This is a genomic window from Methanocorpusculum vombati (genome assembly GCF_026891935.1).
In the GTDB taxonomy this organism is placed as follows: domain Archaea; phylum Halobacteriota; class Methanomicrobia; order Methanomicrobiales; family Methanocorpusculaceae; genus Methanocorpusculum; species Methanocorpusculum vombati.
Genome location: NZ_JAPTGC010000007.1, coordinates 104,870 through 125,896 on the forward strand (window position 1 = coordinate 104,870; position 21,027 = coordinate 125,896).

Here is a 21,027-nt window from a genome sequence, read left to right on the forward strand (position 1 = left end):
TTTCAGGCATCCCGATGAATTCGGGATTGGCAATTCATTTTCATACCAAAAAAGATTCCGGAAAAAGTTGTACTTTACTCTATGATGCTGCGAAATCCTTTCGTGACATCCTGCTCCCGAAAAAAGAAAATTATCTTTTTCCGCCGACGATCACAACCGTTTTTGCGGTCATCGCGGCAAAAATACCATTGCCCAGAACACCCGGGATGCGGTTGATTGCTGCTTCAAGACCAGCGGGATCGGCAATTGCCCCGAACGCACAATCAACCACATAGTTGCCGTTATCGGAGATAACCGGGCCGTCCTTCTTTACTCCTTCCCGCATCACCGGCTCGCCTCCGAGTTCCCGGAGTTTTTTTGCTACACTGCCGTAGGCAAAGGGGAGAACTTCAATGGGGACAGCTGCATCCAGACCCGTAACCTCTTTACCGGAATCGATCACGACGACAAACTGCTTTGCCGCATCTGCCACAACCTTCTCCCGCAGATGTGCCGCACCGCGGCCCTTGATCATCTGTTTTTTGGGATCAACCTGATCCGCACCGTCAATCGCAAGATCAAGCACCGGATGCAGGGTCAGCGTTGTAAGCGGAATCCCGTATTCCTCTGCACGCATCGCCGTCTGGTTTGAAGTGGGGACACCAAGAATGCGGAGACCTTCCGTTTTTATCCGCTCGCCCAGCCGCTCCATTGCAAAAAACACGGTTGAACCGGTTCCCAGACCGACGATCATCCCGTCTTCTACCATATTTGCCGCACGGATGCCGGCATCCTTCTTCGCTGCAACAACAGGATCACTCATACCAGACTCGTATGCGGCCTTCGCATATAAGTACTTGGTGAGGGCGGGAGGTGCATCCTTTATTCCTGAACATCCCCCGGGTCGCATGGATCGCCCTGCAAATCGCAGGTATCAGGACGTTATGGACAACGTCAGGGATAAGAACAATGGCTGTTTCCAACATTTTTTATCCGAGTCACTCGTAACACTCTACATTATGCAGAGTGAAACCCCTTCCGGGCGAACGTTGACACTCATTCTCCTCTCAGCTTCGCTTGCAACCTTCATGTCGGCACTTGACGGAACGATTGTCAACATTGCTCTGCCGACCATATCCGCATCGTTTGATCTCACCACCTCGTCCGTTGCATGGGTCTCGACGATCTATCTGCTGGTAATGGCCGGGTGCCTGCTCATCATCGGAAAAGTATCCGATGTGGTCGGATTCAAAAAAATATTCCTGATAGGATTCATACTCTTCACGATTGGATCCTTCACCTGCGGATTTTTGCCGGACTTTACCGGACAGTTCTCTACACTCCTTGCATCCCGGGTACTGCAGGCACTGGGAGGCGCAATGATGACCGTGATCGCACCCGCTATGCTTTCCTACTATCTTCCGGGCGACCGGCGGGCAAAAGGAATGTCACTTGTTGTCCTCTTTGCTGCGGTCGGTATGGCACTCGGCCCGACGCTCGGCGGATATCTGACCGAGTATCTCTCCTGGCACTGGATATTTTTCATCAATGTACCCATCGGCATTTTTGCCGTGCTGCTGGGATACGCGGCAATCCCGAAATCCGCCGCCGCCACAACATCCCTGAAGGGATTTGACAGTATCGGGGCAGTGCTTGTCTTCATCGGACTTGCCGCACTTCTCTTCGCCTTCTCCGAAGGTGTCTCGCTCGGCTGGACCTCAGCCCCTGTCCTTATATCGATCGTACTTGCGGTTCTGGGTCTTGGCGGATTCCTCTGGCGCGAACTCCATTACACCGACCCCCTTCTTGACCTGAGCCTCTTCAAAAGCAGATCCTTTATTGTGCTTAACGTTGTTTTCGCTCTGCTCTTCTTCACCTTCGCCGGTGCAAACTACCTCCTGCCGTTCTATCTGGAGCATGTCCACGACTACAGCGTTTCTTTTTCCGGCCTCATCATCACCGCAATGTCGGTCGGGATGATGATCACCGGAATTCTTGCAGGGCTGATCTACGCAAAACTGAAAGGAAAAATCCGGTACCTCGTGATGACAGGCGTCGCACTGATTGCGGCAGGTTTCTTCCTCCTGACACATCTGACACCGGTAACCGGTCTTGGCGTGATCATCTCGGCACTTGCCCTCATTGGTCTTGGTCTTGGTCTTACGACAACTCCGCTTACCACCCTCATCATGAACGCTGCCCCTGCATCAAAACAGGGCATGGTCTCAAGTCTCACGGGACTGGAACGGTTCGCTCCGATGACCATCGGTGTTGCGGTGTACAACATTATCTTTATGCACGGTATCATGACTGCGGTCCGTAACTCCGGCATCACGGAAAAACCGCCGGGAGATATCGCAGCTGCAATTCTCAGTCACGGATTTGATCTGGCATTTGTGGTCTCGGTCATTCTTGCCGTGGTTCTTTTCCTGCTGTGTATCTTTATCCGGGAAGATCCGGCAGCAGGGGAGTAAATCCCCTGTTTTATCTTGGCATTTTTTCGTGTGTTCCGCGGGAGACATACGAGTACAGGTGCAATATCTTTTTTGGCGAAATCTTTAGCATCCCAAACGCTGAATATTCATTATTCATGCGTGGGTATTCTGCCGTTTTCAAAATATGTTCTGTTCTGACAGTTGTTCTTGTGTGTGCAGCATGTTCGGCGGGATGCGTGTCAGTTCCTGCGGAGGCAGAAAACGGGCGGGTCCTGCTCGTAACGGTTCCTCCGATGGTGGAAATTGTCTCTGCTGTTGCCGGGGACGGATTCACTGTTCTCCCGGTTGTACCGGAAGGAATGTCTCCCCATACATATGAGCCGGCTCCTGCTGACGTGGCTTTGTTTGCATCGGCGGAGATGTGGTTTACGCTTGGTGAGGGATTTCTGCCGCTGGAGGATCAGGTGGCGGCTGCACTGCCGGATCTGCCGCGTGTTGCAACCGGTGCGGAAGTGAAGGCGGTTGCTGAAGCGGGCGGTGAAGAGGGAGAGATGGATCCGCATATCTGGCTGTCGGCACGGAACGGGATTTTGATGACGGAGGCGGTACGTGACGGGCTTACGGCCCAATATCCGGAGTTTGCGGAGCGGTTTTCGGATAGGGCGGCTGCATTTTGCGCGGGGTTGTCCGATGCGGACATGCGGCTTGCCGCTGTTGCGGAGACTATGGAACCGAAGGCATTTCTGACCACGCACGGATCCTTCGGATATCTTGCGGAGGATTATTCTCTCACCCAGCTGGTGATTGCCCGTGAGGGAAAGGAACCCGCGGCACGTGAACTTGCGGAGATTGTTGATTCGGCAAAGGCGGCGGGTGTACATATTATTGTGACCGAGCCCCTGTCCGGAGAGCGGACTGCGATCGTACTTTCTGAAGAGCTTGGGGTTGTGCCGGTGCAGATTAATCCGTTGTCAGTGCATTATATGGATACGCTGAATTCTCTTGCGGAGGTGCTGAAGGAATGAATGAGGTTTTGGAGATTGATCATCTGGTGGTGGAACGGTCCGGGCACGTGGTGCTGGATGATGTGAGTTTTGTACTGCACAACGGTGATGTTGCTGCGATTATCGGACCGAACGGCGGGGGGAAAACCTCGTTTCTGATGAGTGTCCTCGGGCTGATTCAGCCGAAGTCGGGTGTTATCCGGGTCTTTGGTGAAGATCCTGTGTCGGCACGGTCGCGGGTCGGGTATGTGCCGCAGGTGCACACGTTTGATTTTTCGTATCCGATGACGGTACGGGAGATGGTACTGACCGGGCGGCTCGGACACATTCCGGGGCTGGTGAAGCGGTACCGCGAAAAGGATTATGCAGCAGCAGCGGATGCTCTTGCAGCAATGGATCTGACCGGGTATGAGAGCCGTCCGATTGCAGAGCTGTCGGGCGGAGAGCAGCAGCGTGCAGTGATCTCCCGTGCGCTTGCAGGATGTCCGGAACTGCTGATTCTGGATGAACCTACGGTGTATGTGGACGGACCGACGGGGGAACGGTTAATGACGCTTTTGGAGGAGCTGCGCGAGCGGATGACGGTACTGATGGTAACGCACGATATCAGTGCGATGTCGGGGCATGTGAACCGGGTTGCGTGCCTGAACCGGAAACTGTTCACGCATGATACGGATAAGATTACCGGGGATATGGTTGCGGCTGCGTACGGCTGCCCGGTGGAGCTGATCACGCACGGTCATGTGCCGCACCGTGTTCTTGCGAGTCATGATACCGGTGAGGATGCGGAGGGCGGGCAATGACGGATCTGCTGTCGTATGTGTTTATGCAGCATGCGTTCCTTGCGGCAGGGCTTGCAAGTGTTGTGTGCGGTATCATCGGGAGTTATATTATTGTCCGGCAGATGACGGCGGTTTCCGGCGGGATTTCCCATGCGACGTTTGGCGGGGTGGGTCTTGGATATCTGCTGGGTTTTTCGCCGATTGCAGGCGCGGCAGGGTTTGCGGTGTGTGCTGCGGTGGTGATCGGGGTTTTGAAGGAGTATGCGCATCAGAAGGTGGATATGCTGATCGGTGCAGTGTGGGCGGTAGGGATGGCGCTTGGTGTGCTGTTTGTTGCGCTGACGCCCGGGTATGTGCCGGACATTGAGTCATATCTGTTCGGAAATATTCTGCTGGTGACGAGCGGGGATCTTGTTCTTGCGGGAGTTCTTGCAGTGGTGATTACGGCGGTTGTTGCTCTGCTGTATCAGCCGTTTCTTGCGGTGACGTTTGATGAAGAGTATGCAACGGTCATGAATCTGCCGGTGAAACTGCTGAATCTGCTCCTGCTGATTCTGATCGCGCTTGCTGTGGTAATGCTGATTCAGGTGGTGGGGATTATTCTCGTGATTGCACTTCTGACTCTGCCTGCGGCAAGCTGCCGGATGCTGACTTCGCGATTGTGGGTGATGATGGCAGGTTCGGTTGCGATTGCGGCTGTTGCCTCATTCGGCGGGATTTTGTTGTCCTATTTCTGGAATATTCCGTCCGGTGCTACGATTACGCTTGCAGCAGCCGCGATGTTTCTGCTGGTGATTGGAGTACAGCGGTGCGCGAAAAGGCGGCGGTGACTGCCGTTTTTTCCTGAACGGAAACAAAAAAAAGCAAACGGTAAAAAAAGTTATTATTCTTCCTTTTCAGCAGCTTTTTTTGCCCGTTTTACCCGCTCTTTTGTTGTAAAGCCGGTAATCAGATCCAGATACTGGCGGAAGCGTTTGTTGGTGTCCAGAATGATCGCGTCAGCCTCTGCGTCCGGCATGGCAAGAACTTCCTTGTTTGTCTCGGTATCGACAATCACGGTCTTGTTCTTTTCTCCGGCCCAGACTTCCAGATGCGACATGCTCCCGTACGAGATTGAGTAGTGTCCATCCTCTGTCTTCGGTTCCGTTTCAAAGATATCGGTAAATCCGGCAGCAATCCGTTCGGGAAGATCTTTTGTCATTCCGCGCTTAACTTCATATTCCTGCATAATTACTGTAGATCTATGGGACGCCTGAATTTAAGTAATTGTCAATTGGAAATATCATCACAATGAGAATATTTATTGGCGCAGGCACGCATCTATCCTTATGGACATTACCGATGCGGTACGCGTGGAGTCTCCTGCCCCTGCCGCAAAAGAGATCAGTCTCCTGACCGGTTTTCCCGGTTCCGGACTGGTGGGCAGTATTGCGTTACAGTATCTGGTGGAAAATGCAGGATTTACTCATCTCGGCAACATCACGAGCCGGTTCCTTCCCCAGATATCTCTTGCAACAAACGGCCTTGCCCAGGCGCCGATACGGCTCTATGAAAAGGACAACATCGTCGCAATCCTTGCAGACGTTCCCATTCCTCCGCAGATCTCCTATGAGGTCTCCGCAGGACTCATCGAATGGTTTTCCGGTAAATCTGTAATAAACGATCTGGTGGTTATCGGAGGAGTTACCACCGGCAGTGAGGGGGAGCGCGTCTTCGGTGTTGCGACAACTCCCGACGGTCTTGACAAGATCAAAGAACATGCAGTCATCCTTCCCGCATTAAGCATCACGGGTATCTCCGGAAGTATGATCATCGAAGCACAGCTTCGCGGGATCCCCGCCACCGGATTTCTGGTGGAGACCAACTTCAATGTTGATCCGCGTGCTGCAATTGAGGCACTGAAAATTCTCAATATCCGCTACGGGTTTGAGGTTGACACGCAGCCGCTGATGGAGCAGGCCGATCAGGTCGAAGCCATGATGCATCAGCTGGCAACCGACGTGCAGGAACAGGCAAACGCGGAGCAGAAACCATTTTCTGCCGCCGAGCAGGTGATGTACGGGTGATTGTAATGCAGATGGTAGGAATTGCAGGAATTGCCCCCGAAGTTATTGCCGAACTGAAAAAAGGACGGGCACGCACCATTGAGTTTGTCAATGCCCAGAATGTCATCTCGGCTGCCGCTGTCAGCGTTGGTGATCCGGTCTTTGTCTCAACTGTACCGCATGAAGATCTCTCTTCAGGGGATGCAGGTATCATTGCAACCGTTACCGCCGCTTCGGTTACTATGCAGCGGATGTCAAGCGCGGTTCCGGGTATTTACTATGAAGAGCGCGAACGCCTCCTGGTGCGCCTGCAGATGAAATTCGCCTGCACGTCCCACATACGGAAGGTTGTGGAGCGCGGATACTGTCGGGTTTTAACTGTGGAAGTTGCGGAATGCAGCTGTCCGCGTGCAAGATAACCCTGTTCCTTTCTTTTTCAGAAATTTTTTTGAGGAGATTTTATAATCTGGAACCGCAAATAGAATAAGGCATTAAGTCATGGGCTTGTGGCTTAGCCAGGATATAGCGTCGGGCTTCTAACCCGAATGTCGGGGGTTCGAATCCCTCCAGGCCCGTTTTTCTTTGGTTTTTTCTTTCCGGTGACCGATACTTTTATTTGTTCTTAAGTTGATTTATGAATGTAAGCAGTTTACGGAGGTGAACTGCAAAAAAACGTGATCAAGCTGCAAGGGTTGTACGGGATCCTATCTGCGTGATGGAGTCGGCATCGTCCGTTGAATAATCAAGTCTGTTTTGTTGTGTATTTCATTTATCTGTGTTCGACTGCATACTATAGGGTATCTAATGCCGAACGATACTCCTGTTGATACGCTGATTGCAGCCGCCGAGGCTTCCCTTGATGCCGCCTCAAACGCTCTTCTCCATGGTGACACTGATGCTGCCGCCGACTATCTTGAGGTCGCGGTATCCGGTCTTCTCCGCGCCGGGTCCTCGCTTCTCACCTCGGTTCATACCACTGATATTGCCGCTCTGGAAAGCAGCATTGCCCGCATTCTTCGTGCGCTTGCGGAACGGTTTGGTATCCTGCCCGAGGATCATCAGCCGGTTCTTGCCCTCCTGCCTGAGTCCGTGGATATCCTTGATACCTCTACGAAAACCGCGGCAGAGATGCATCTTCCGGTATCCGGTGTCTGTGATGTCGTGCGGTCGGTGTATGAGTCTGAGGAGGCCGCAATTCCGGAACTCTCCGAGGAGGAAACGGATTCCTGCATCTCGGCGGGCAGACTCTTACTCGATCTGCTCTCCGGCCAGCGGACACTTACGGATGCAGTCTTTGCCAGGGATGGTGCCTATGATGCATTCTCCGATCTTGCCGCCCCGTATCTTATCAGCGGCGCGGTATTTCTGGGAGGCGGGGAAAGTACCGGGTCCTGTGAGGAAAAAATTCCTGAAATGCTTGCAGGGCCAATCCGGCGTCTTGTTGAGCTGCTTGCTGCACTTTTGACCTCTGCATTTATGTCCGGACTTATTCTGCTGATAATCCGCCGTGTTCTTGCTGTTCGCAGGGTTCGTCCCGGCATGGTGGACAATGTCATCTTTGCAGGGTCAATGGCCTCCCTTATTGCTGCAAACCTTCCGATGTTTGTGGACGGCGCACGGCAGGTCGCAGCCGAGCTGCGGAGCCTGCAGGAGATCATTGATAGAGCTGACGGCGGCGTTGAGATACCGGTTGTATAATTGAGAAAAAAAGAAAAAAATATTTTTTTAGAGTTTGGTGACAATCGTTACAATGTCGCCGTCTTCTACTTTGTGCTGAAGACCGACCTTTGCCGCATCGTGCTTCACCGACGTACCCCAGATCTTTGCGTACCGGAACTGATCCACAAAGTCGCGGTGCAGTCTGCGGCAGATGTCTTCGATTGTACTGCCTTTGCGCATAATCATCGGTTCTTCCATGTCCGCGTCCTCACCGTACGGTTTCATGTAAATGCGCACAAATCCGAGATGTTCGTAGATGGCATCCTGCAGTTTGTCGATGTTGTAGCCTACGTGTGCCGAGATCATAATCGGATCGACACCGTATTTCTCCCGCATCTCATGCTCAACTTCATGCCGCTCTTTTTCGGTTACGAGATCCACTTTGTTAATGGCGATGAATGCCGGGATGTACATCCGGTTGCCCATCATTGCGTCAATGATGTCGTCCTGGGTTACATTGCTGCCGCGGACAAGCACATCCGCGTTCATGATCTTGCTCTCTGCAAGAATTGCGCGGACTTCTTCGATGTCGATGTCCACTGCACCGACGGTATTCAGGCGGACACCGCCGAATCCGGTCTTCTTGATGGTGATATCCGGCCTTGGTTTGTTGATGCGGATTCCTGCATCGTAGAGTTCATGCATCAGCACATCCACATGCACGCCGTTGAAGACATCGCCTAAGATCACAATCAGATCTGCGGTACGGACAACTGCAATAACCTCTTTGCCGCGCCCTTTGCCCATTGCCGCGCCGGCAATCAGTCCCGGGATATCCAGAATCTGAATTTTTGCGCCTTTGTACTCCATGAGTCCCGGAACAACTGTCAGCGTGGTGAATGCATACGCGCCGGTCTCGCTTTCCGCTCCGGTCAGTTTGTTTAACAGCGTTGATTTACCCACCGACGGAAATCCGACCAGCACAATCGTTCCGTCCCCTGATTTCTTGACCGCATACCCATCGCCGCTGCCGGCAGACTTCATTGCGCGGGTTACGGCATCGTCCTTAATTTTGGCGAGTTTAGCTTTTAACCGCCCGATGTGCTGTGAAGTTGCCTTGTTGTATTTGGTATTTCTGATCTCGTCCTCAATGGCTTTGATCTCTTCTTCAAGGCTCATATTGTCTATACCTATACGTTTTGGTATTAGATGAACATATGGGGGGATGGGCGTCGGGATTTCGTCAGCTATAAATATTTCATACGGCAACATTAGTTACGCAAGTTCTCTTGCTGATATAGTGTAGTGGCCAATCATGTCGGCCTCTCACGCCGACGACTGGGGTTCGAATCCCCATATCAGCACTCCTTTTGTTTATCTTCTCTGACTGACAACATTTCTGTGTCTTTTCCATGTACGACGTTATCATCGCAGGGGCCGGTCCGACCGGTTCTACCGCCGCCCGGCTGTGTGCAGATGCGGGACTTGCCACCCTGGTGCTTGAGGAGCATGCCGCTATCGGCTATCCGGTACAGTGTGCGGGACTTCTCTCTTCCTCGGCGTTCAGGGAGTGTGAGGTCTCGGATGCTTCCGTCCTGAACACTGTCCGCGGTGCCCGCATCTGCGGGTCTGCCGGACACGAGCTGTTCTTTGCGGCGGATACGACCAAGGCGTATGTGGTGGATCGCGGACGGCTGGATCATGAGATGGCGGCACGCGCTGCGGATGCCGGGGCAGAGTTTGCGCTGAAGACCTGTGTAACTGCAGTCAATCCGCAGAAGAGGACGCTTTCGGTGACCGGAGTTTCCGGTAAGCAGGAGATTCCCTACAATATCCTGATTGCTGCCGACGGGCCGCGCAGTGTTATTGCCCGGGGGCTTGGTATCGCACCTTCGCGGTATATTTACGCAGGGGTTCAGGCGGAGGTTTCCTGGAACGGCAGTCCCGATTTTGTTGAACTGTTCCCGAATGCTTCCCCGGATTTTTTTGCCTGGGTTATTCCTTTGTCTGCCCGGCGTGCACGTATTGGTCTGTGCGGGATGCGGGATGTTCCCGCGCGCTTTGCTGCGTTTGCAAAACAGTTTTCCCCCGCAAATATCCATGAGGTGACCGGGACGGTTCCGATTGGCGTCCGCAGCCGTACTTGGGGTGCGGGCTGTATGATTGCAGGGGATGCTGCAGGGTTTCCTAAACCTACTTCGGGCGGCGGTGTCTATACCGGCGTGCGCTCTGCCCGCCATGCGGCAGCGGTGGCCGTTGCCGCAGCTGAAACCGGGGATGTGTCAGATCCGGTACTTGCGGAGTATGAGAAGCGCTGGCGTGCGGATTTCGGGAGAGAACTTGATCTTGGTTTTAAAGCTCTTTCGTTTCGCCGCACCCTTACGGCAGAGGAGATCGATTCTGCGATTGATGCCCTGAATACGCCGGAAACAAGAGAGCTGATCACAACTGCGGGTGATATGGATCGTCCTTCCGCCCTTCTTCTGAAACTGATGAGAAACCCCGAAATCGTCAGCACCTTTGGCGTTCTTGGGATAAAATCAATGATACGAAGTATGATCATTTGAGATGTCAAAATCAGTTAGTAATACTTATTAGTCATTGCGTGTTATTGTAACCTGTAAGTGATGTAACATGCATATACCTGATTTCCTGTTTGGGTACAGCGGCATGGGTGTTCCAATTGGTGTCATCTTTTGGATCATTGCCCTGGTGTTTATCGTGCTTGCCATTAAGTGGGCGCGGGAAAATCTTGATGAGTCAAAGATACCTATCCTTGCTGTAATTGCTGCAGGAATTTTTGCACTTCAGGCGTTCAATCTCCCGACCGGTTTTGGTGTCAGTGGTCATCTCGTTGGCGGTGCGCTTGCTGCGATTGTACTGGGGTCTCCGTTTGCCGCGGTGTTTGTTCTGGCAATTGTTCTGGTGATTCAGGCACTGGTTTTTGGAGACGGCGGTGTTCTTGCTCTTGGTGCAAACATCATCAATATGGGTGTGATTGCGGGATTCGTTGGTTTCTATTCTTTTGCGGCACTTAAGGATAAGATCGGTGTTCCGGTTTCTGCGGCTGTTGCCGGATGGTTTGCCTGCGTGATTGCGGCAAGTGTCTGTGCGGTTGAGATTGCGATTGTCGGCGCGGTTCCGCTGAGTGTCGGACTTCCGACGATGTTCATCTATCATGCTCTCATTGGTGTCATTGAGGCAGTTATCACCGGAATTGTGGTTGTTCTTATTTTCAACGTCCGGCCGGAGCTTACTGGTAATACGGAAAAGAATGCAATGCCGGTCAACAGGTTCCTGGCTGCCGGTCTTGTTATTGCACTGATCGTCGGCGGTTGTGCGGTTTTCTTTGCTTCCGGGGATCCGGATGGTCTTGACAGTACGCTTCTGGTGAGCGGAGGTGCGAAGGATATTTTTGCTCCGGCACACGGTGAGATTGAGGAAGCGCACGATCCAATCGGCTGGACATCGCCGATGCCGGATTATGTTCTTGGTGGTGAGGATGCCGGTGCGGCCGGAGGGCTGATAGCTCTGGTGATTGGTATTTTTGCGGCACTGGTGGTAATTCTGCTTGCGGCGCGGCTGGTGTATGCGGCGTCGGACCGGAAGTCCCCGTAATCCAGACCACCACCTCTTTATCTTTTTTTCACCTATGGAAACGTAACAATGCACCTCATTGAAACCCGCAGCCTTTGCCACGCCTACAGTACCTCAACGGAGGATGTGCTGAAGAATATTCATTTCGTTGCGGATGAGCGGCAGCGCATTGCCGTGCTCGGGCCGAATGGTGCGGGAAAGAGTACGCTGTTCCGCCATTTTAATGGAATTTTATTCCCCAAGTCGGGTGAGGTGCTGATCCGGGGAGAGCCGATTACGAAGGCGAATCTTTCTGAGGTGCGGAGGTTTGTCGGGCTGGTGTTCCAGAATCCGGATGATCAGGTGTTCTCACCCACGGTGGAGCAGGATATTGCGTTCGGGCCGTACAATCTGGGGCTGGATGCGGACTGTGTTGCGGAGCGGGTTGATCGTGTATGCGAAATGCTGGGTCTTGAGGGTCTGCGCAGCCGTGCTCCTCATCACCTTTCCGGCGGGGAGAAGAAGCGCGTGGCAATTGCCGGGGTACTTGCGATGGAGCCGCAGGTGATGGTGCTGGATGAGCCGACGGCGGGTCTTGATCCGCAGGGGGTCAAGGAGTTGTTCGGGTTTCTGAATGATCTGCCAAATTCCTGCGGTGTTACGGTTATCTATTCGACGCATCAGGTGGAACTGGTTCCGGAGATGGCGGATCTGGTGTATGTGATGGAGAGGGGGGAGATTACCGGGGCGGGAACGCCGGAGGAGATCTTTTTGCAGGAGGATCTGCTTGCCCGTGCGCATCTGGAACTTCCTGCGCTTCCCCGTCTGATTCGGTCTCTGCAAAAACACGGTGTGGCAATTGATCCCGCCTATACGTATCATGATGCGGAACAGTCGTTTCTGAAGGCGTTCGGGAAATTATGAGCCTGATCGATGAGCTGTTTGATATTGAGCGGGAGGCATACCGCAGGAGTCCGATTCATGCTCTTGATGCCCGTATCAAGCTGATTCTGTGTCTGCTCGGGCTTGTGGTGACGGTGCTTCTTCCCTACGGGACGGCGGAGCTTTTTGCGTTTCTTGTTATCTATATGCTGTTTTGGGGACTGTATGTTCTGTCGGGGTCGTCACTGCGGTATTATCTGGTGCGGCTGCTGCTGATTATGCCGTTTGGTCTGTTTTTTATTGTTCTCCAGCCGTTTTTTCCGAATCCCTACTATGAGGTGTATCATGTTGCGGTAACTCTGCCGTTCGGGGTTCAGATGTACTGGGAGTCGATCATTTTCGGTCTGTCACTGTTTGCGAAGTTTGTGATTTCGCTGTCGTTTATTATTCTTCTGTCGGCTACGACGACGATGCAGGCGATGTTGGAGGGGGCGGCACGGTTGCGGATTCCCCGGTTGTTTGTGGTGGTGATGGGGCTTACTATCCGGTATCTGTATGTGTTTGCGCTGGTGTATCAAAAGATTCAGAGTGCGTTTGCGGCGCGCTGTTTCAACGGGTTCGATCGCCGTCTGCCGCTCGGGTACCGGCTGAATGTTATCGGGAATGCGGCAGGTTCTTTGTTTGTGCGGGCGCTGGATCAGGGGGAGCGGACGTATGCGGCGATGTGCTGCCGCGGGTATTCGTCTGCTTCTGCTGCGTACTATGCGGCAAAACCCCTGCATGCGGCGGAGTGGGTGTTTCTTCTGTTCGGTGCAGGGTATCTGATTGTGTTTCCGGTGCTGGTGTACGGGATGTTTTAGGAGGGCGGATAAATGAGAGGATATGATGGGATATTTTTGGGTGATGCCGCGAAATGATTTATGAGGTATTTTCCTGAAAGCTGGATGTGCTGTACCGAAATTATTTGAATTCATGCTGATACCATGAAATAATTTAGCAGGTATTTTTGAGTCGGACACGTATGTCCCGTCACAAAAAAGTAGTGTTCCCCGGTTCAGAGCCGGAGCTTTTTCTTCATTTCGTCGGAGAGTCCTTCTACGAAAGGCCGCTGAATGCCGTGGTTGCGGATGGCCGAGGCGACCGCTGTCTTGGTACAGCCGACGTTCGTACAGATGTCGCGGACGGAGAGTCCTGCGCGGAGCATGGCAATCAGGGTTTCCCGGTCGGCGAGTTCGGGGTAGTGGTACCATCTCATGCGGTTTCCCTCCGGAGAATTACGGGGCGTGCGGGTTTCTGGTCTGTGTGGAGAAAGGGTTCGAGTTCTGCGGGGCTGAGGATTCCGGCGAGGTCTCCGATGGTGACGATGGTAAGAGATGCGGTGCGTGCCGGGTCGGTTTTCCGGCACAGGGTATACAGTGCATCTCTGCCGAGGATGTGCTCTGCGTCGGTCGCCTGGCCTGCGGCAGCATCGCAGCATTCCACCACATACAGCCGGAGAACACGTGTCCGCCGAAACCGGTTACCCGGTACCCGCTAACGACCGCACCAATCACTTTCACCCATTATCACGGTTGGCGGGTCAAACTCTTTTCCCCCGCTCACCTCTCCGCAGAACGGGAAATCCGTATATCCTGCTACATAAAAAAAAATCGTAAACGAAATGAAACGTTCACTCATCAGCAGCACACACCTTTGTCCGGGTGCCCGGTCGAAAGCGTACCTCCTTTTTTTGGGGAAAACCATCGGCTGCTCAGGAATAAAAATCCAATGCATTGCAGGGACGGAGTGTTGTCTGTCCCAAATCTGCCGCACCGAACCGTGCACCCTCCGGTTTGTTTCGGCGCATCACACATCTCCGGCAGCTATTTCCCGCCGCGCATCCAACCAACCCTTATCTATGGGGAAACGATACTGGGAAGTGGACGCAGTACGCGGTTTTGCCCTCTTCTCAATGATCGCCTATCATGTTGCCGCCTGCATGGTAATCTTTCACATGCTGATCGAAGACGAGGCATTTTTTTCCATTTACAACAGCATCTGGCTGACATCCGGTGCATTCGTATTCATCTCCGGAACCGCCCTTGTTCTGCGCTATGCCCGGAAAAATGGGGATTTACGGGAGTACCACCAATCCATCATCAAAAAAGCACTGTTTCTCTTCGCAATCGCAATGGGTATCACCCTCATCAGCTGGATGGCGGACGTTCTGATCTTTGACGGAACCGGACGGTTCATCAAATTCGGATTCCTGCACATGCTGAGTATATCCATGCTCCTTGCAATACCATTCCTGAAATGGGGAAAATGGAATATCCTCCCCGGCCTTGCCGTCGTACTGATCGGCATCGTTGCGATTCCCGTTCTGCATGATCCCGGATGGCTGTACCCACTGGGAATTCACAGCGCGGATTTCATGGACTTCACCCAGGACTACTTCCCCCTCTTCCCCTGGTTTGGCGTGATGCTGCTCGGTATCGGAGTCGGATCAATCCTGTATCCGAAAGGTATCCGCAGACTCTCTCTGCCGGAACCGGGAATCATCGGCAGATTCTTCGCCGCCATCGGCAACGGAAACGTAACGCTTGCAGTCTATCTGATCCATGTCCCGGTCATCTTCGGCATTCTGTGGATCATCCACCTGATCACCGGTGCCGGATATCTTTAATCCAGCTCACCGAGCCGGATCCTGCATGCCGTCATCTTTTCAAACGCGCCGAGTGCTTCATAACAGTCCGCAAGACCGGCAAGTACTGCACGGTCGTCCGGCAGGAGAATGAGGGCGCGCTCAAACGCGGCCACGGCATCGCCGTGCCGCTCAAGACCCGCAAGGGCCTGTGCCATGCCGCGCCATGCATCCGGATCGTTCGGCGTCAGCTCGCACAGCTGATGATACGCCGCCAGAGCCTTTTCAAAACGGGCAGCTGCCAAAAGCTCCTCTGCAGTCTGCTTCCAGAACACCGGGTTGTTCGTCGGATGAAATGTCATACCAGTACTTGGAATGCATCCGGCAAAAAAGAGACGGATGGAATTTACGCCCGGGCACTGGTGAAAATACCGGTCACACCATTGATCTTGATCTCGTCGCCGTTATCATACCAGATTTCACCGTTACCCAGATGATAGCTTAATTTACAGGGTTTTTTGGCATGTGTTTCCCCGTCAATGAGCGTTACATCCAGAATCAGCCAGCCCTCGGTATCCGAGTAGTGAACAGCTTCAATACCGTTTGCAAGTTCCAGAACCTCTTTGGGGTTGTCCGGCCCCCGTACAATTACAAGGTACATATCAGAAGGTTAGCAATACAACAGTGATAAACATTCAGAAACAGGCAAAAGACGATTACCAAAAAGGGGAGTGCTGATATCGGGATTCGAACCCGAGTCGCTGGCGTGAAAGGCCAGCATGATTGGCCTCTACACTATATCAGCCCAATCACTGCTTCGCAGTATTGCCTATAGAGGTTGTCGTGGAAAAATAAAAAGATTATGATATCTCTCAGGAGACGGTTAGTACGCGTCGCCCTCGTTCTGCGTGATTTCCTGGAATGCGGGAACCAGTTTGCGGTACACTGCCCCCGGTTTCCCGTCGCCGATGACTCTGCCGTCGATCTTGGTGATTGCACAGACTTCAGCCGCAGTTCCGGTCACCATAACCTCATCGGCGGTGTAGAGATCGAACAGACCAAGCTCGCAGATCTCGTAGGGGATACCGAGTTTGTCCAGCAGCTCCAGCAGCACATGGCGGGTGATTCCCTTGAGATTGTTGATGGTCGGCGGAGTGTAGAGCTTACCGTTCTTCACGAGATAGATGTTGTCACCGGAACCTTCCGCAAGCTTTCCGGTACGGTCCAGGAAGATAGCCTCATCGCCGCCCTTGTAGTTTGCCTCAATTTTTCCGAGGATATTGTTGAGGTAATTTAAGGATTTAATGTTCGGCGGCAGCGAGTCGGGCGTGTTGCGGCGGACACACACAGTTACTGCGGTCAGCCCTTTCTCATAGAGATCACCATACATTGCGCCCCACTCGGATGCAGCACAGACGACGGTCGGCTTCTCGCAGCGGTGCGGGTCAAGACCCATCGAGCCGACCCCGCGGCTGATAATCGGGCGGATGTAGGCGTTTTTCAGGTTGTTCCGGCGCAGGGTTTCTTTGATGATCTCGGCCATCTCCTCTTTGGTTACCGGCGGAATAAGATCGATTGCCTTTGCCGAGTCAAAGAGTCTGTCCACGTGTTCCATTAAGCGGAACACCCGTCCGTTGTATGCACGGATTCCCTCGAACACACCGTCTCCGTACAGGAATCCGTGATCAAAAATGGACACCGTCGCCTGATCTTCAGGGACAAATTTTCCATTGATATACACTAACATGATGATACTATTTGTCGGAATTGCTATTTCTAATGTGGGGGTCGGTCGGCGGCTCAGCCGCGCCCGGCCCCGGAACCGGATGCAATTATTCAGTTCTGAGCGTCAGTGCAAAGACATCGGGACGGCTGTAGTGTCCGGCAGGATCAAAGTCCATGCGGGAAAGAACAACATCATCCAGCGCAAGATCAGCATACAGAATTTCTTCACGATCAAAGACCGGGCCTGCAACGCAGCGGCCGAACGGATCGTAGATACAGCTGCCGCCGGGGCACATATTCTCCGGCAGACCGCTGAGTTCTGCACCGCAGCAGAGGTCCGCCGGATACATCGTTTTTGTCACATGCTGATTACAGCCGATCACAAAACACCGGCCTTCCAGGGCAATGTGGCACATGGTCGCCTGCCACTCATCGCGGGAGTCCGCGGTTGGCGCAAGGTAGAGGGTTATGCCTTTCTGATACATCGCCGCACGCGCAAGCGGCATGTAGTTCTCCCAGCAGATGAGAGAACCCATCACGCCGAACGGCGTGTGAACAGCAGTGAGGGTACTGCCGTCGCCTTCGCCCCAGATGCATCGCTCAGTTCCGGTCGGTTTGAGCTTCCGGTGTTTTCCCAGCAGTTGTCCGTCCGGGCCGAAGAAGAGGTTCGTGCAGTAGAGGGTTGCGGAGATGGCATCGCGCTCGGTCACACCGATGGAGACATACACCTGTGCTTTTGCTGCCGCACTGCCGATCCGGTCCGTATCGGGACTTGGCACAATCACGGAGTTATCGTAGTACCGCTTCCAGTCGCGCCGGCCTTCCATGGTCCGGCTGCCGACCACGTATCCGAACGAAAGGCCGCGCGGATATGCCGGTATGAAAGATTCGGGGAACACCACCAGCTCCGCACCGTGACGGGCCGCCTCTTCAATGGCCGCAACGGTCTTCTGCACCGTTGCTGTCTTGTCAAACAGAACCGGGGCAAGCTGACAGACCGCAACACGGACGGACTTCGGCAGATCCTTCATGCACCGTGCACCCATGCACCCTTTTTGCCGTCTGAAATCTCCTGTTTCCAGATAGGCACCCGTTCCTTCAGCCGCTCAATGATATAGCGCGACCCTTCGTAGGCCTCGGGCCGGTGGCCCGCGCCCACAATGATCACCACGATAGTCTCGCCCAGTGCGAGGCGGCCGTACCGGTGCACGATGTCCACCGAATTTAAGTGGAACTGCTCTTTTGCTTCCGCCGCAATCTCGGCAAGATCTTTTTCTGCAACCGGCACGAACGCTTCAATCTCAAGCTCGTCCATACCGTCATCACGGACACAGCCGATGAACACCAGCTGCGCGCCGTCTGCATGCGTCCGGGACGCGGCGATCAGTGCGCCGACGTCAATATCCTCTTTCTGAACTGACAGAACCATTTGTCTTATCCTCCCGAGACCGGCGGGTAAAGCACGATCTCATCGCCGTCGGAGACAGCGATCTCTTCTGCATCGTCGGCATCGATTCGTTCGCGGTTGTACATCAGAATTACATGTCCGCGCAGGTGACCGCCGTCAAAGAGTTCATCCTGTGCGGCGGGAACAGTCTCTGCAAAGGTATGGAGAACCGACAGAACCGTTGCCCCCTTGGGAACTGCGACCGTATTTTTTTCGCCGAACGTTTCCCGGAATCCGGCGAACGCCAGAATTGTTATCTCATTCATGTTTTTTCCTCGAAACTGCCGGAACAGACCGGACAGCGGCGGCTCTTCTTCACGGAGAACACATCCATTCTGTTCACTGCCCCGTCCCAGAGCAGAAGTTTTCCGGCAAGTGTTTCCCCTGTGCCGGTCAGGTATTTGATGGTCTCCTCTGCTTCAATCGATCCGATGACACCCGCGGCGGTGCCGAGAATCGGTGTGCCGGTCGTTGTTTTTGCATCCGGGAAGATACAGGAGAGACATGCAGTCTTTTTCGGGAGTATCAGTGTTGCCTGACCGGTAAGACCGGCAACGCCGCCGTGCATCAGCGGAATGTCATGTGCCTGGGACATCTCGTTTAGGACATACCGGGCGGCGAAGTTATCCATAGCATCCACGATGATATCAGCGTCCCCGATCATGCGGGGAGCGGTTTTTTCGTCGATGAAGGAGGCAAACGCCGTCACTTCAATATCCGGGTTGAAGGCTTCCAGCGTCAGCTTTGCGGATGCGGCCTTCGGCATGCCGATTCTATCCGGCCGGTGCAGGATCTGGCGGTTGAGGTTGGTCGCATCCACGATATCACAGTCAGCGATTCGGAGATGTCCCACACCGGCGGCGGCAAGGTAGAAGGCGACCGGAGACCCGAGGCCGCCGCAGCCGGCAAGAAAAACGGTTGCATCTTCGAGTCTTTTCTGGCCCGCATCCCCGATCACGGGGATCTGGCGTACGTAACGTTCATTCATGCAGCATCCCTCACGGCGGTCAGACAGGCGACCGCGTCCAGCCGTTTCTGATCGACGGCATTGGTTTTGATCCATGCGGCGAGTGCCGTCTTCTGTTCCGCAGGAATTTCCGCCTCGCGGATGACCCGCCGGTAGGTGCGGTCCGGATAATAGATCGCTTTGCAGGCACGGAGCAGTTCTGTCTCCCCGGCATCATCGATGATCTTCGCCGCACGCGCTCCGGCAAACGTTGCGCGGATGTTGACCATGGGTTCGGAGAGCGCCGCATGCGTCTCCGGGTCATAAACGAGACCCACTTCATCATCGGCATTGATGATTCCTTCGCGGTACCAGCGGTAAATCTCGCCCACACCGATCATGCCGAGCGTGTCCATCTCGGACGCACGCAGAGCCCCCATTGAAGAGGAACCGTACACACAGACGCCGGTCCTGAGTGCGGCAAGAATCTCGCGGTGACCGACCGCACGGTCCTGAAAGAAGACACCGTCGATTAAGACAATGGTCGTTGCCCCCGCCCGGACCGCATCGGTGAGGTCCCCGCGTTTTGCCGGAGGCAGATACTCTGCGTCCGGCAGAATCTGTTTTGCTTCGTCAAGCGGCAGACTTGGGCCGATGAAGACGACGGCGTTCGGCATCAATGCACCTCTTTCCTCTGCGTTCGTTGTCAATCGTAAAGCATTCGAGACCGGGCACTATCACGCGGACGACCGGCACACCGAGATCGGGATCGGTAAGGTCGGCGACCAGCACGCGGTCAAGACCTGCGGCACGCAGCCGGTCAATGATTGCCAGAATATCGGTCCGGAAGTCCGGTGTTGCGCATCCGGCAATTTCGGAGAAGTCGCGGGTCTCATCCACGCAGAACCAGTAGGAGTTCATGCGCTTGACGCGGTCGTACCCCATCATTTCGCGGAAGGCGGCAATGGTTGCATCCTCGCGTGCTCCGTGAATCTGGGTTGCCCGGCTCTGGGCGACCTCGGTTAAGGCACGGATGACGGCAATCTCCGGGTTGGTGTGAGTACCCATACCAATCGTCAGGAGACGCGGGTCTTTGAGGGTTACGTCATCTGCGACCGCAGCGATGGTCGGGATGCCGATGTCGGAGGTGATGTCCTTGAGAGTGACTTCAACGCCTGCGGCGGTGAACTTTGCAAGCATCTCCGCCGCGTCACCGGTCAGGCCGGTGACGGCCGGACCGGTGACGCGGGTGGTCTCCACAAGCGACCATGCATCGCGCTCAATAAGTTCAGTGAGCGCATAAAAAACGGCCTCTTCAATGGTGTTGCCGGATGCGATGCCGTTTGAACTGGAACGGAACAGGGACGGCATGTAGTGGGGATTCGGGTGCATGACGGCACAGAGCGGGACTTTGAGGGAACAGTTGTTGGCAATGTCCCAGGCGTCCACCCAGGGAAGTTCGGCACGGGGATCAATATTTTTGGGGAGGATGAGGTCAGCCGGGTTGAGGGTGTCTTCGGTCAGCGAGAGCATGTCGTAGGACACCATTGCCAGATCACGGGGCATGGCTTCTGCTGAGTAGCGCTCGATTCCTTCCATGATTCCGGCGACCCGGGCTTCGGCTTCTGTTCCTCCTTTGCCGTTGTACACCGAGATTGCACCGTCTGCCGCGGTCGGACGGATACAGGAATACACCGGGATTTTAATCCGGTCAAGGTCGGTAATGTCGGCAACACGGGTGATACCGGCAATTTTTGTCAGCGGTTCGATGAATGCAAGCGTCTCTTCGGGAGTTTTGCTTCGCTCGGTCTGTCCGCAGTAGGTTTTGGGAGACGGCTGAAGCTGTATCATTGTAATCATTCTTCGTGCGGGAAGGCTATTGAGGGTTTCGTTCTCCTTCGTTCGCTGATTTTATATGTTGTTC

Annotated in this window: 26 protein-coding genes and 3 tRNA genes; 14 read left to right on the forward strand and 15 right to left on the reverse strand. The window is 54.0% G+C overall.

Going from position 1 to position 21,027, the window contains the following annotated elements; all coding sequences use genetic code 11:
* Nucleotides 1–130: 130 nt before the first annotated feature.
* Complete coding sequence (rpiA, locus tag O0S09_RS06520) at nucleotides 131–802, reverse strand: ribose-5-phosphate isomerase RpiA (protein ID WP_268923160.1); 672 nt, start codon at nucleotides 800–802, stop codon at nucleotides 131–133.
* 196 nt (nucleotides 803–998) lie between these two features.
* On the opposite strand from rpiA, the gene O0S09_RS06525 reads away from it, so the two are divergent.
* The 4 genes from O0S09_RS06525 (at nucleotide 999) to O0S09_RS06540 (ending at nucleotide 5,030) form a co-directional block, all read left to right on the forward strand.
* Nucleotides 999–2,453, forward strand: a complete 1,455-nt coding sequence (locus tag O0S09_RS06525; RefSeq protein WP_268923161.1) for a DHA2 family efflux MFS transporter permease subunit — start codon at nucleotides 999–1,001, stop codon at nucleotides 2,451–2,453.
* A gap of 116 nt (nucleotides 2,454–2,569) precedes the next feature.
* Nucleotides 2,570–3,439, forward strand: coding sequence for a metal ABC transporter solute-binding protein, Zn/Mn family (locus O0S09_RS06530; RefSeq protein WP_268923162.1), 870 nt, complete (start codon nucleotides 2,570–2,572; stop codon nucleotides 3,437–3,439).
* Nucleotides 3,436–4,221 (forward strand): metal ABC transporter ATP-binding protein, encoded by a 786-nt coding sequence (locus O0S09_RS06535; RefSeq protein WP_268923163.1) that lies wholly within the window; start codon nucleotides 3,436–3,438, stop codon nucleotides 4,219–4,221. The genes O0S09_RS06530 and O0S09_RS06535 overlap by 4 nt, the downstream gene beginning before the upstream one ends.
* Nucleotides 4,218–5,030 carry a metal ABC transporter permease gene (locus O0S09_RS06540; RefSeq protein WP_268923164.1) on the forward strand — a complete coding sequence of 271 codons (813 nt, stop codon included), beginning with the start codon at nucleotides 4,218–4,220 and terminating at the stop codon, nucleotides 5,028–5,030. Before O0S09_RS06535 ends, O0S09_RS06540 begins: the two co-directional genes overlap by 4 nt.
* 53 nt (nucleotides 5,031–5,083) lie before the next feature.
* On the opposite strand, the gene O0S09_RS06545 is transcribed toward O0S09_RS06540, so the two are convergent.
* Nucleotides 5,084–5,428: a DUF5611 family protein gene (locus O0S09_RS06545; protein WP_268923165.1), complete on the reverse strand. Its 345-nt coding sequence runs from the start codon at nucleotides 5,426–5,428 to the stop codon at nucleotides 5,084–5,086.
* Nucleotides 5,429–5,528: 100 nt separating this feature from the next.
* Here O0S09_RS06545 and O0S09_RS06550 point away from each other — a divergent pair, with 100 nt between their 5' ends.
* The 4 genes from O0S09_RS06550 (at nucleotide 5,529) to O0S09_RS06565 (ending at nucleotide 7,943) form a co-directional block, all read left to right on the forward strand.
* Nucleotides 5,529–6,266, forward strand: coding sequence for a proteasome assembly chaperone family protein (locus tag O0S09_RS06550; protein WP_268923166.1), 738 nt, complete (start codon nucleotides 5,529–5,531; stop codon nucleotides 6,264–6,266).
* Between the two features lie 5 nt (nucleotides 6,267–6,271).
* Nucleotides 6,272–6,664 carry a DUF473 domain-containing protein gene (locus O0S09_RS06555; RefSeq protein WP_268923167.1) on the forward strand — a complete coding sequence of 131 codons (393 nt, stop codon included), beginning with the start codon at nucleotides 6,272–6,274 and terminating at the stop codon, nucleotides 6,662–6,664.
* 81 nt (nucleotides 6,665–6,745) lie between these two features.
* Nucleotides 6,746–6,820 (forward strand) — tRNA-Arg (locus tag O0S09_RS06560).
* Between the two features lie 229 nt (nucleotides 6,821–7,049).
* Nucleotides 7,050–7,943 carry a hypothetical protein gene (locus O0S09_RS06565; RefSeq protein WP_268923168.1) on the forward strand — a complete coding sequence of 298 codons (894 nt, stop codon included), beginning with the start codon at nucleotides 7,050–7,052 and terminating at the stop codon, nucleotides 7,941–7,943.
* A gap of 27 nt (nucleotides 7,944–7,970) precedes the next feature.
* Here the strand turns inward: O0S09_RS06565 and O0S09_RS06570 are convergent, their stop codons facing one another.
* Complete coding sequence (locus O0S09_RS06570) at nucleotides 7,971–9,083, reverse strand: OBG GTPase family GTP-binding protein (RefSeq protein ID WP_268923169.1); 1,113 nt, start codon at nucleotides 9,081–9,083, stop codon at nucleotides 7,971–7,973.
* Nucleotides 9,084–9,195: 112 nt separating this feature from the next.
* Between O0S09_RS06570 and O0S09_RS06575 the strand changes: the two genes are divergently transcribed.
* From O0S09_RS06575 to cbiQ, 5 genes are all read left to right on the forward strand, one after another.
* A tRNA-Glu gene (locus O0S09_RS06575) sits at nucleotides 9,196–9,268 on the forward strand.
* 48 nt (nucleotides 9,269–9,316) lie between these two features.
* Nucleotides 9,317–10,471 (forward strand): geranylgeranyl reductase family protein, encoded by a 1,155-nt coding sequence (locus O0S09_RS06580; RefSeq protein ID WP_268923170.1) that lies wholly within the window; start codon nucleotides 9,317–9,319, stop codon nucleotides 10,469–10,471.
* Between the two features lie 67 nt (nucleotides 10,472–10,538).
* Nucleotides 10,539–11,522 carry a cobalt transporter CbiM gene (cbiM, locus tag O0S09_RS09985; RefSeq protein ID WP_338148506.1) on the forward strand — a complete coding sequence of 328 codons (984 nt, stop codon included), beginning with the start codon at nucleotides 10,539–10,541 and terminating at the stop codon, nucleotides 11,520–11,522.
* 48 nt (nucleotides 11,523–11,570) lie between these two features.
* The gene (locus O0S09_RS06595) at nucleotides 11,571–12,404 is read left to right on the forward strand and encodes an ATP-binding cassette domain-containing protein (protein WP_268923171.1); all 834 of its coding nucleotides are present in this window, start codon (nucleotides 11,571–11,573) and stop codon (nucleotides 12,402–12,404) included.
* Nucleotides 12,401–13,222, forward strand: coding sequence for a cobalt ECF transporter T component CbiQ (gene cbiQ / locus O0S09_RS06600; protein WP_268923172.1), 822 nt, complete (start codon nucleotides 12,401–12,403; stop codon nucleotides 13,220–13,222). The genes O0S09_RS06595 and cbiQ overlap by 4 nt, the downstream gene beginning before the upstream one ends.
* 194 nt (nucleotides 13,223–13,416) lie before the next feature.
* On the opposite strand, the gene O0S09_RS06605 is transcribed toward cbiQ, so the two are convergent.
* Both O0S09_RS06605 and O0S09_RS06610 read right to left on the reverse strand, forming a co-directional pair.
* Nucleotides 13,417–13,617: a hypothetical protein gene (locus tag O0S09_RS06605; protein WP_268923174.1), complete on the reverse strand. Its 201-nt coding sequence runs from the start codon at nucleotides 13,615–13,617 to the stop codon at nucleotides 13,417–13,419.
* Nucleotides 13,614–13,844, reverse strand: a complete 231-nt coding sequence (locus O0S09_RS06610; RefSeq protein WP_268923175.1) for a hypothetical protein — start codon at nucleotides 13,842–13,844, stop codon at nucleotides 13,614–13,616. Before O0S09_RS06610 ends, O0S09_RS06605 begins: the two co-directional genes overlap by 4 nt.
* A gap of 415 nt (nucleotides 13,845–14,259) precedes the next feature.
* Between O0S09_RS06610 and O0S09_RS06615 the strand changes: the two genes are divergently transcribed.
* Nucleotides 14,260–15,027, forward strand: a complete 768-nt coding sequence (locus tag O0S09_RS06615; protein WP_268923176.1) for a heparan-alpha-glucosaminide N-acetyltransferase — start codon at nucleotides 14,260–14,262, stop codon at nucleotides 15,025–15,027.
* On the opposite strand, the gene O0S09_RS06620 is transcribed toward O0S09_RS06615, so the two are convergent.
* From O0S09_RS06620 to O0S09_RS06665, 10 genes are all read right to left on the reverse strand, one after another.
* A complete protein-coding gene (locus O0S09_RS06620) occupies nucleotides 15,024–15,347 on the reverse strand; it encodes a tetratricopeptide repeat protein (protein WP_268923177.1) in 324 nt (107 codons plus the stop codon). The genes O0S09_RS06615 and O0S09_RS06620 overlap by 4 nt on opposite strands.
* 44 nt (nucleotides 15,348–15,391) lie before the next feature.
* On the reverse strand, nucleotides 15,392–15,646 hold the full coding sequence (locus O0S09_RS06625) for a hypothetical protein (RefSeq protein WP_268923179.1): 255 nt from the start codon (nucleotides 15,644–15,646) through the stop codon (nucleotides 15,392–15,394).
* 71 nt (nucleotides 15,647–15,717) lie between these two features.
* Nucleotides 15,718–15,790: transfer RNA gene (locus tag O0S09_RS06630), tRNA-Glu, on the reverse strand.
* 78 nt (nucleotides 15,791–15,868) lie between these two features.
* Nucleotides 15,869–16,732: a branched-chain-amino-acid transaminase gene (gene ilvE, locus O0S09_RS06635; RefSeq protein ID WP_268923180.1), complete on the reverse strand. Its 864-nt coding sequence runs from the start codon at nucleotides 16,730–16,732 to the stop codon at nucleotides 15,869–15,871.
* 85 nt (nucleotides 16,733–16,817) lie between these two features.
* Complete coding sequence (locus tag O0S09_RS06640) at nucleotides 16,818–17,741, reverse strand: carbon-nitrogen hydrolase family protein (protein ID WP_268923181.1); 924 nt, start codon at nucleotides 17,739–17,741, stop codon at nucleotides 16,818–16,820.
* Nucleotides 17,738–18,139: a molybdenum cofactor biosynthesis protein MoaE gene (locus O0S09_RS06645; RefSeq protein WP_268923182.1), complete on the reverse strand. Its 402-nt coding sequence runs from the start codon at nucleotides 18,137–18,139 to the stop codon at nucleotides 17,738–17,740. The genes O0S09_RS06640 and O0S09_RS06645 overlap by 4 nt, the downstream gene beginning before the upstream one ends.
* A gap of 5 nt (nucleotides 18,140–18,144) precedes the next feature.
* Complete coding sequence (locus O0S09_RS06650) at nucleotides 18,145–18,423, reverse strand: ubiquitin-like small modifier protein 1 (RefSeq protein ID WP_268923183.1); 279 nt, start codon at nucleotides 18,421–18,423, stop codon at nucleotides 18,145–18,147.
* The gene (locus tag O0S09_RS06655; RefSeq protein WP_268923184.1) at nucleotides 18,420–19,145 is read right to left on the reverse strand and encodes a HesA/MoeB/ThiF family protein; all 726 of its coding nucleotides are present in this window, start codon (nucleotides 19,143–19,145) and stop codon (nucleotides 18,420–18,422) included. Before O0S09_RS06655 ends, O0S09_RS06650 begins: the two co-directional genes overlap by 4 nt.
* A complete protein-coding gene (locus O0S09_RS06660; RefSeq protein ID WP_268923185.1) occupies nucleotides 19,142–19,780 on the reverse strand; it encodes a TfuA-related McrA-glycine thioamidation protein in 639 nt (212 codons plus the stop codon). Before O0S09_RS06660 ends, O0S09_RS06655 begins: the two co-directional genes overlap by 4 nt.
* A complete protein-coding gene (locus O0S09_RS06665; protein WP_338148507.1) occupies nucleotides 19,737–20,963 on the reverse strand; it encodes a YcaO-related McrA-glycine thioamidation protein in 1,227 nt (408 codons plus the stop codon). Before O0S09_RS06665 ends, O0S09_RS06660 begins: the two co-directional genes overlap by 44 nt.
* Between the last annotated feature and the right edge of the window lie 64 nt (nucleotides 20,964–21,027).

Coding starts and splice junctions, on each gene's coding strand:
- rpiA (WP_268923160.1), bottom strand. CDS start 802: ATGAGTGATCCTGTTGTTGCAGCGAAGAAGGATGCCGGCATCCGTGCG.
- O0S09_RS06525 (WP_268923161.1), top strand. CDS start 999: ATGCAGAGTGAAACCCCTTCCGGGCGAACGTTGACACTCATTCTCCTC.
- O0S09_RS06530 (WP_268923162.1), top strand. CDS start 2,570: ATGCGTGGGTATTCTGCCGTTTTCAAAATATGTTCTGTTCTGACAGTT.
- O0S09_RS06535 (WP_268923163.1), top strand. CDS start 3,436: ATGAATGAGGTTTTGGAGATTGATCATCTGGTGGTGGAACGGTCCGGG.
- O0S09_RS06540 (WP_268923164.1), top strand. CDS start 4,218: ATGACGGATCTGCTGTCGTATGTGTTTATGCAGCATGCGTTCCTTGCG.
- O0S09_RS06545 (WP_268923165.1), bottom strand. CDS start 5,428: ATGCAGGAATATGAAGTTAAGCGCGGAATGACAAAAGATCTTCCCGAA.
- O0S09_RS06550 (WP_268923166.1), top strand. CDS start 5,529: ATGGACATTACCGATGCGGTACGCGTGGAGTCTCCTGCCCCTGCCGCA.
- O0S09_RS06555 (WP_268923167.1), top strand. CDS start 6,272: ATGCAGATGGTAGGAATTGCAGGAATTGCCCCCGAAGTTATTGCCGAA.
- O0S09_RS06565 (WP_268923168.1), top strand. CDS start 7,050: ATGCCGAACGATACTCCTGTTGATACGCTGATTGCAGCCGCCGAGGCT.
- O0S09_RS06570 (WP_268923169.1), bottom strand. CDS start 9,083: ATGAGCCTTGAAGAAGAGATCAAAGCCATTGAGGACGAGATCAGAAAT.
- O0S09_RS06580 (WP_268923170.1), top strand. CDS start 9,317: ATGTACGACGTTATCATCGCAGGGGCCGGTCCGACCGGTTCTACCGCC.
- cbiM (WP_338148506.1), top strand. CDS start 10,539: ATGCATATACCTGATTTCCTGTTTGGGTACAGCGGCATGGGTGTTCCA.
- O0S09_RS06595 (WP_268923171.1), top strand. CDS start 11,571: ATGCACCTCATTGAAACCCGCAGCCTTTGCCACGCCTACAGTACCTCA.
- cbiQ (WP_268923172.1), top strand. CDS start 12,401: ATGAGCCTGATCGATGAGCTGTTTGATATTGAGCGGGAGGCATACCGC.
- O0S09_RS06605 (WP_268923174.1), bottom strand. CDS start 13,617: ATGAGATGGTACCACTACCCCGAACTCGCCGACCGGGAAACCCTGATT.
- O0S09_RS06615 (WP_268923176.1), top strand. CDS start 14,260: ATGGGGAAACGATACTGGGAAGTGGACGCAGTACGCGGTTTTGCCCTC.
- O0S09_RS06620 (WP_268923177.1), bottom strand. CDS start 15,347: ATGACATTTCATCCGACGAACAACCCGGTGTTCTGGAAGCAGACTGCA.
- O0S09_RS06625 (WP_268923179.1), bottom strand. CDS start 15,646: ATGTACCTTGTAATTGTACGGGGGCCGGACAACCCCAAAGAGGTTCTG.
- ilvE (WP_268923180.1), bottom strand. CDS start 16,732: ATGTTAGTGTATATCAATGGAAAATTTGTCCCTGAAGATCAGGCGACG.
- O0S09_RS06640 (WP_268923181.1), bottom strand. CDS start 17,741: ATGAAGGATCTGCCGAAGTCCGTCCGTGTTGCGGTCTGTCAGCTTGCC.
- O0S09_RS06645 (WP_268923182.1), bottom strand. CDS start 18,139: ATGGTTCTGTCAGTTCAGAAAGAGGATATTGACGTCGGCGCACTGATC.
- O0S09_RS06650 (WP_268923183.1), bottom strand. CDS start 18,423: ATGAATGAGATAACAATTCTGGCGTTCGCCGGATTCCGGGAAACGTTC.
- O0S09_RS06655 (WP_268923184.1), bottom strand. CDS start 19,145: ATGAATGAACGTTACGTACGCCAGATCCCCGTGATCGGGGATGCGGGC.
- O0S09_RS06660 (WP_268923185.1), bottom strand. CDS start 19,780: ATGCCGAACGCCGTCGTCTTCATCGGCCCAAGTCTGCCGCTTGACGAA.
- O0S09_RS06665 (WP_338148507.1), bottom strand. CDS start 20,963: ATGATTACAATGATACAGCTTCAGCCGTCTCCCAAAACCTACTGCGGA.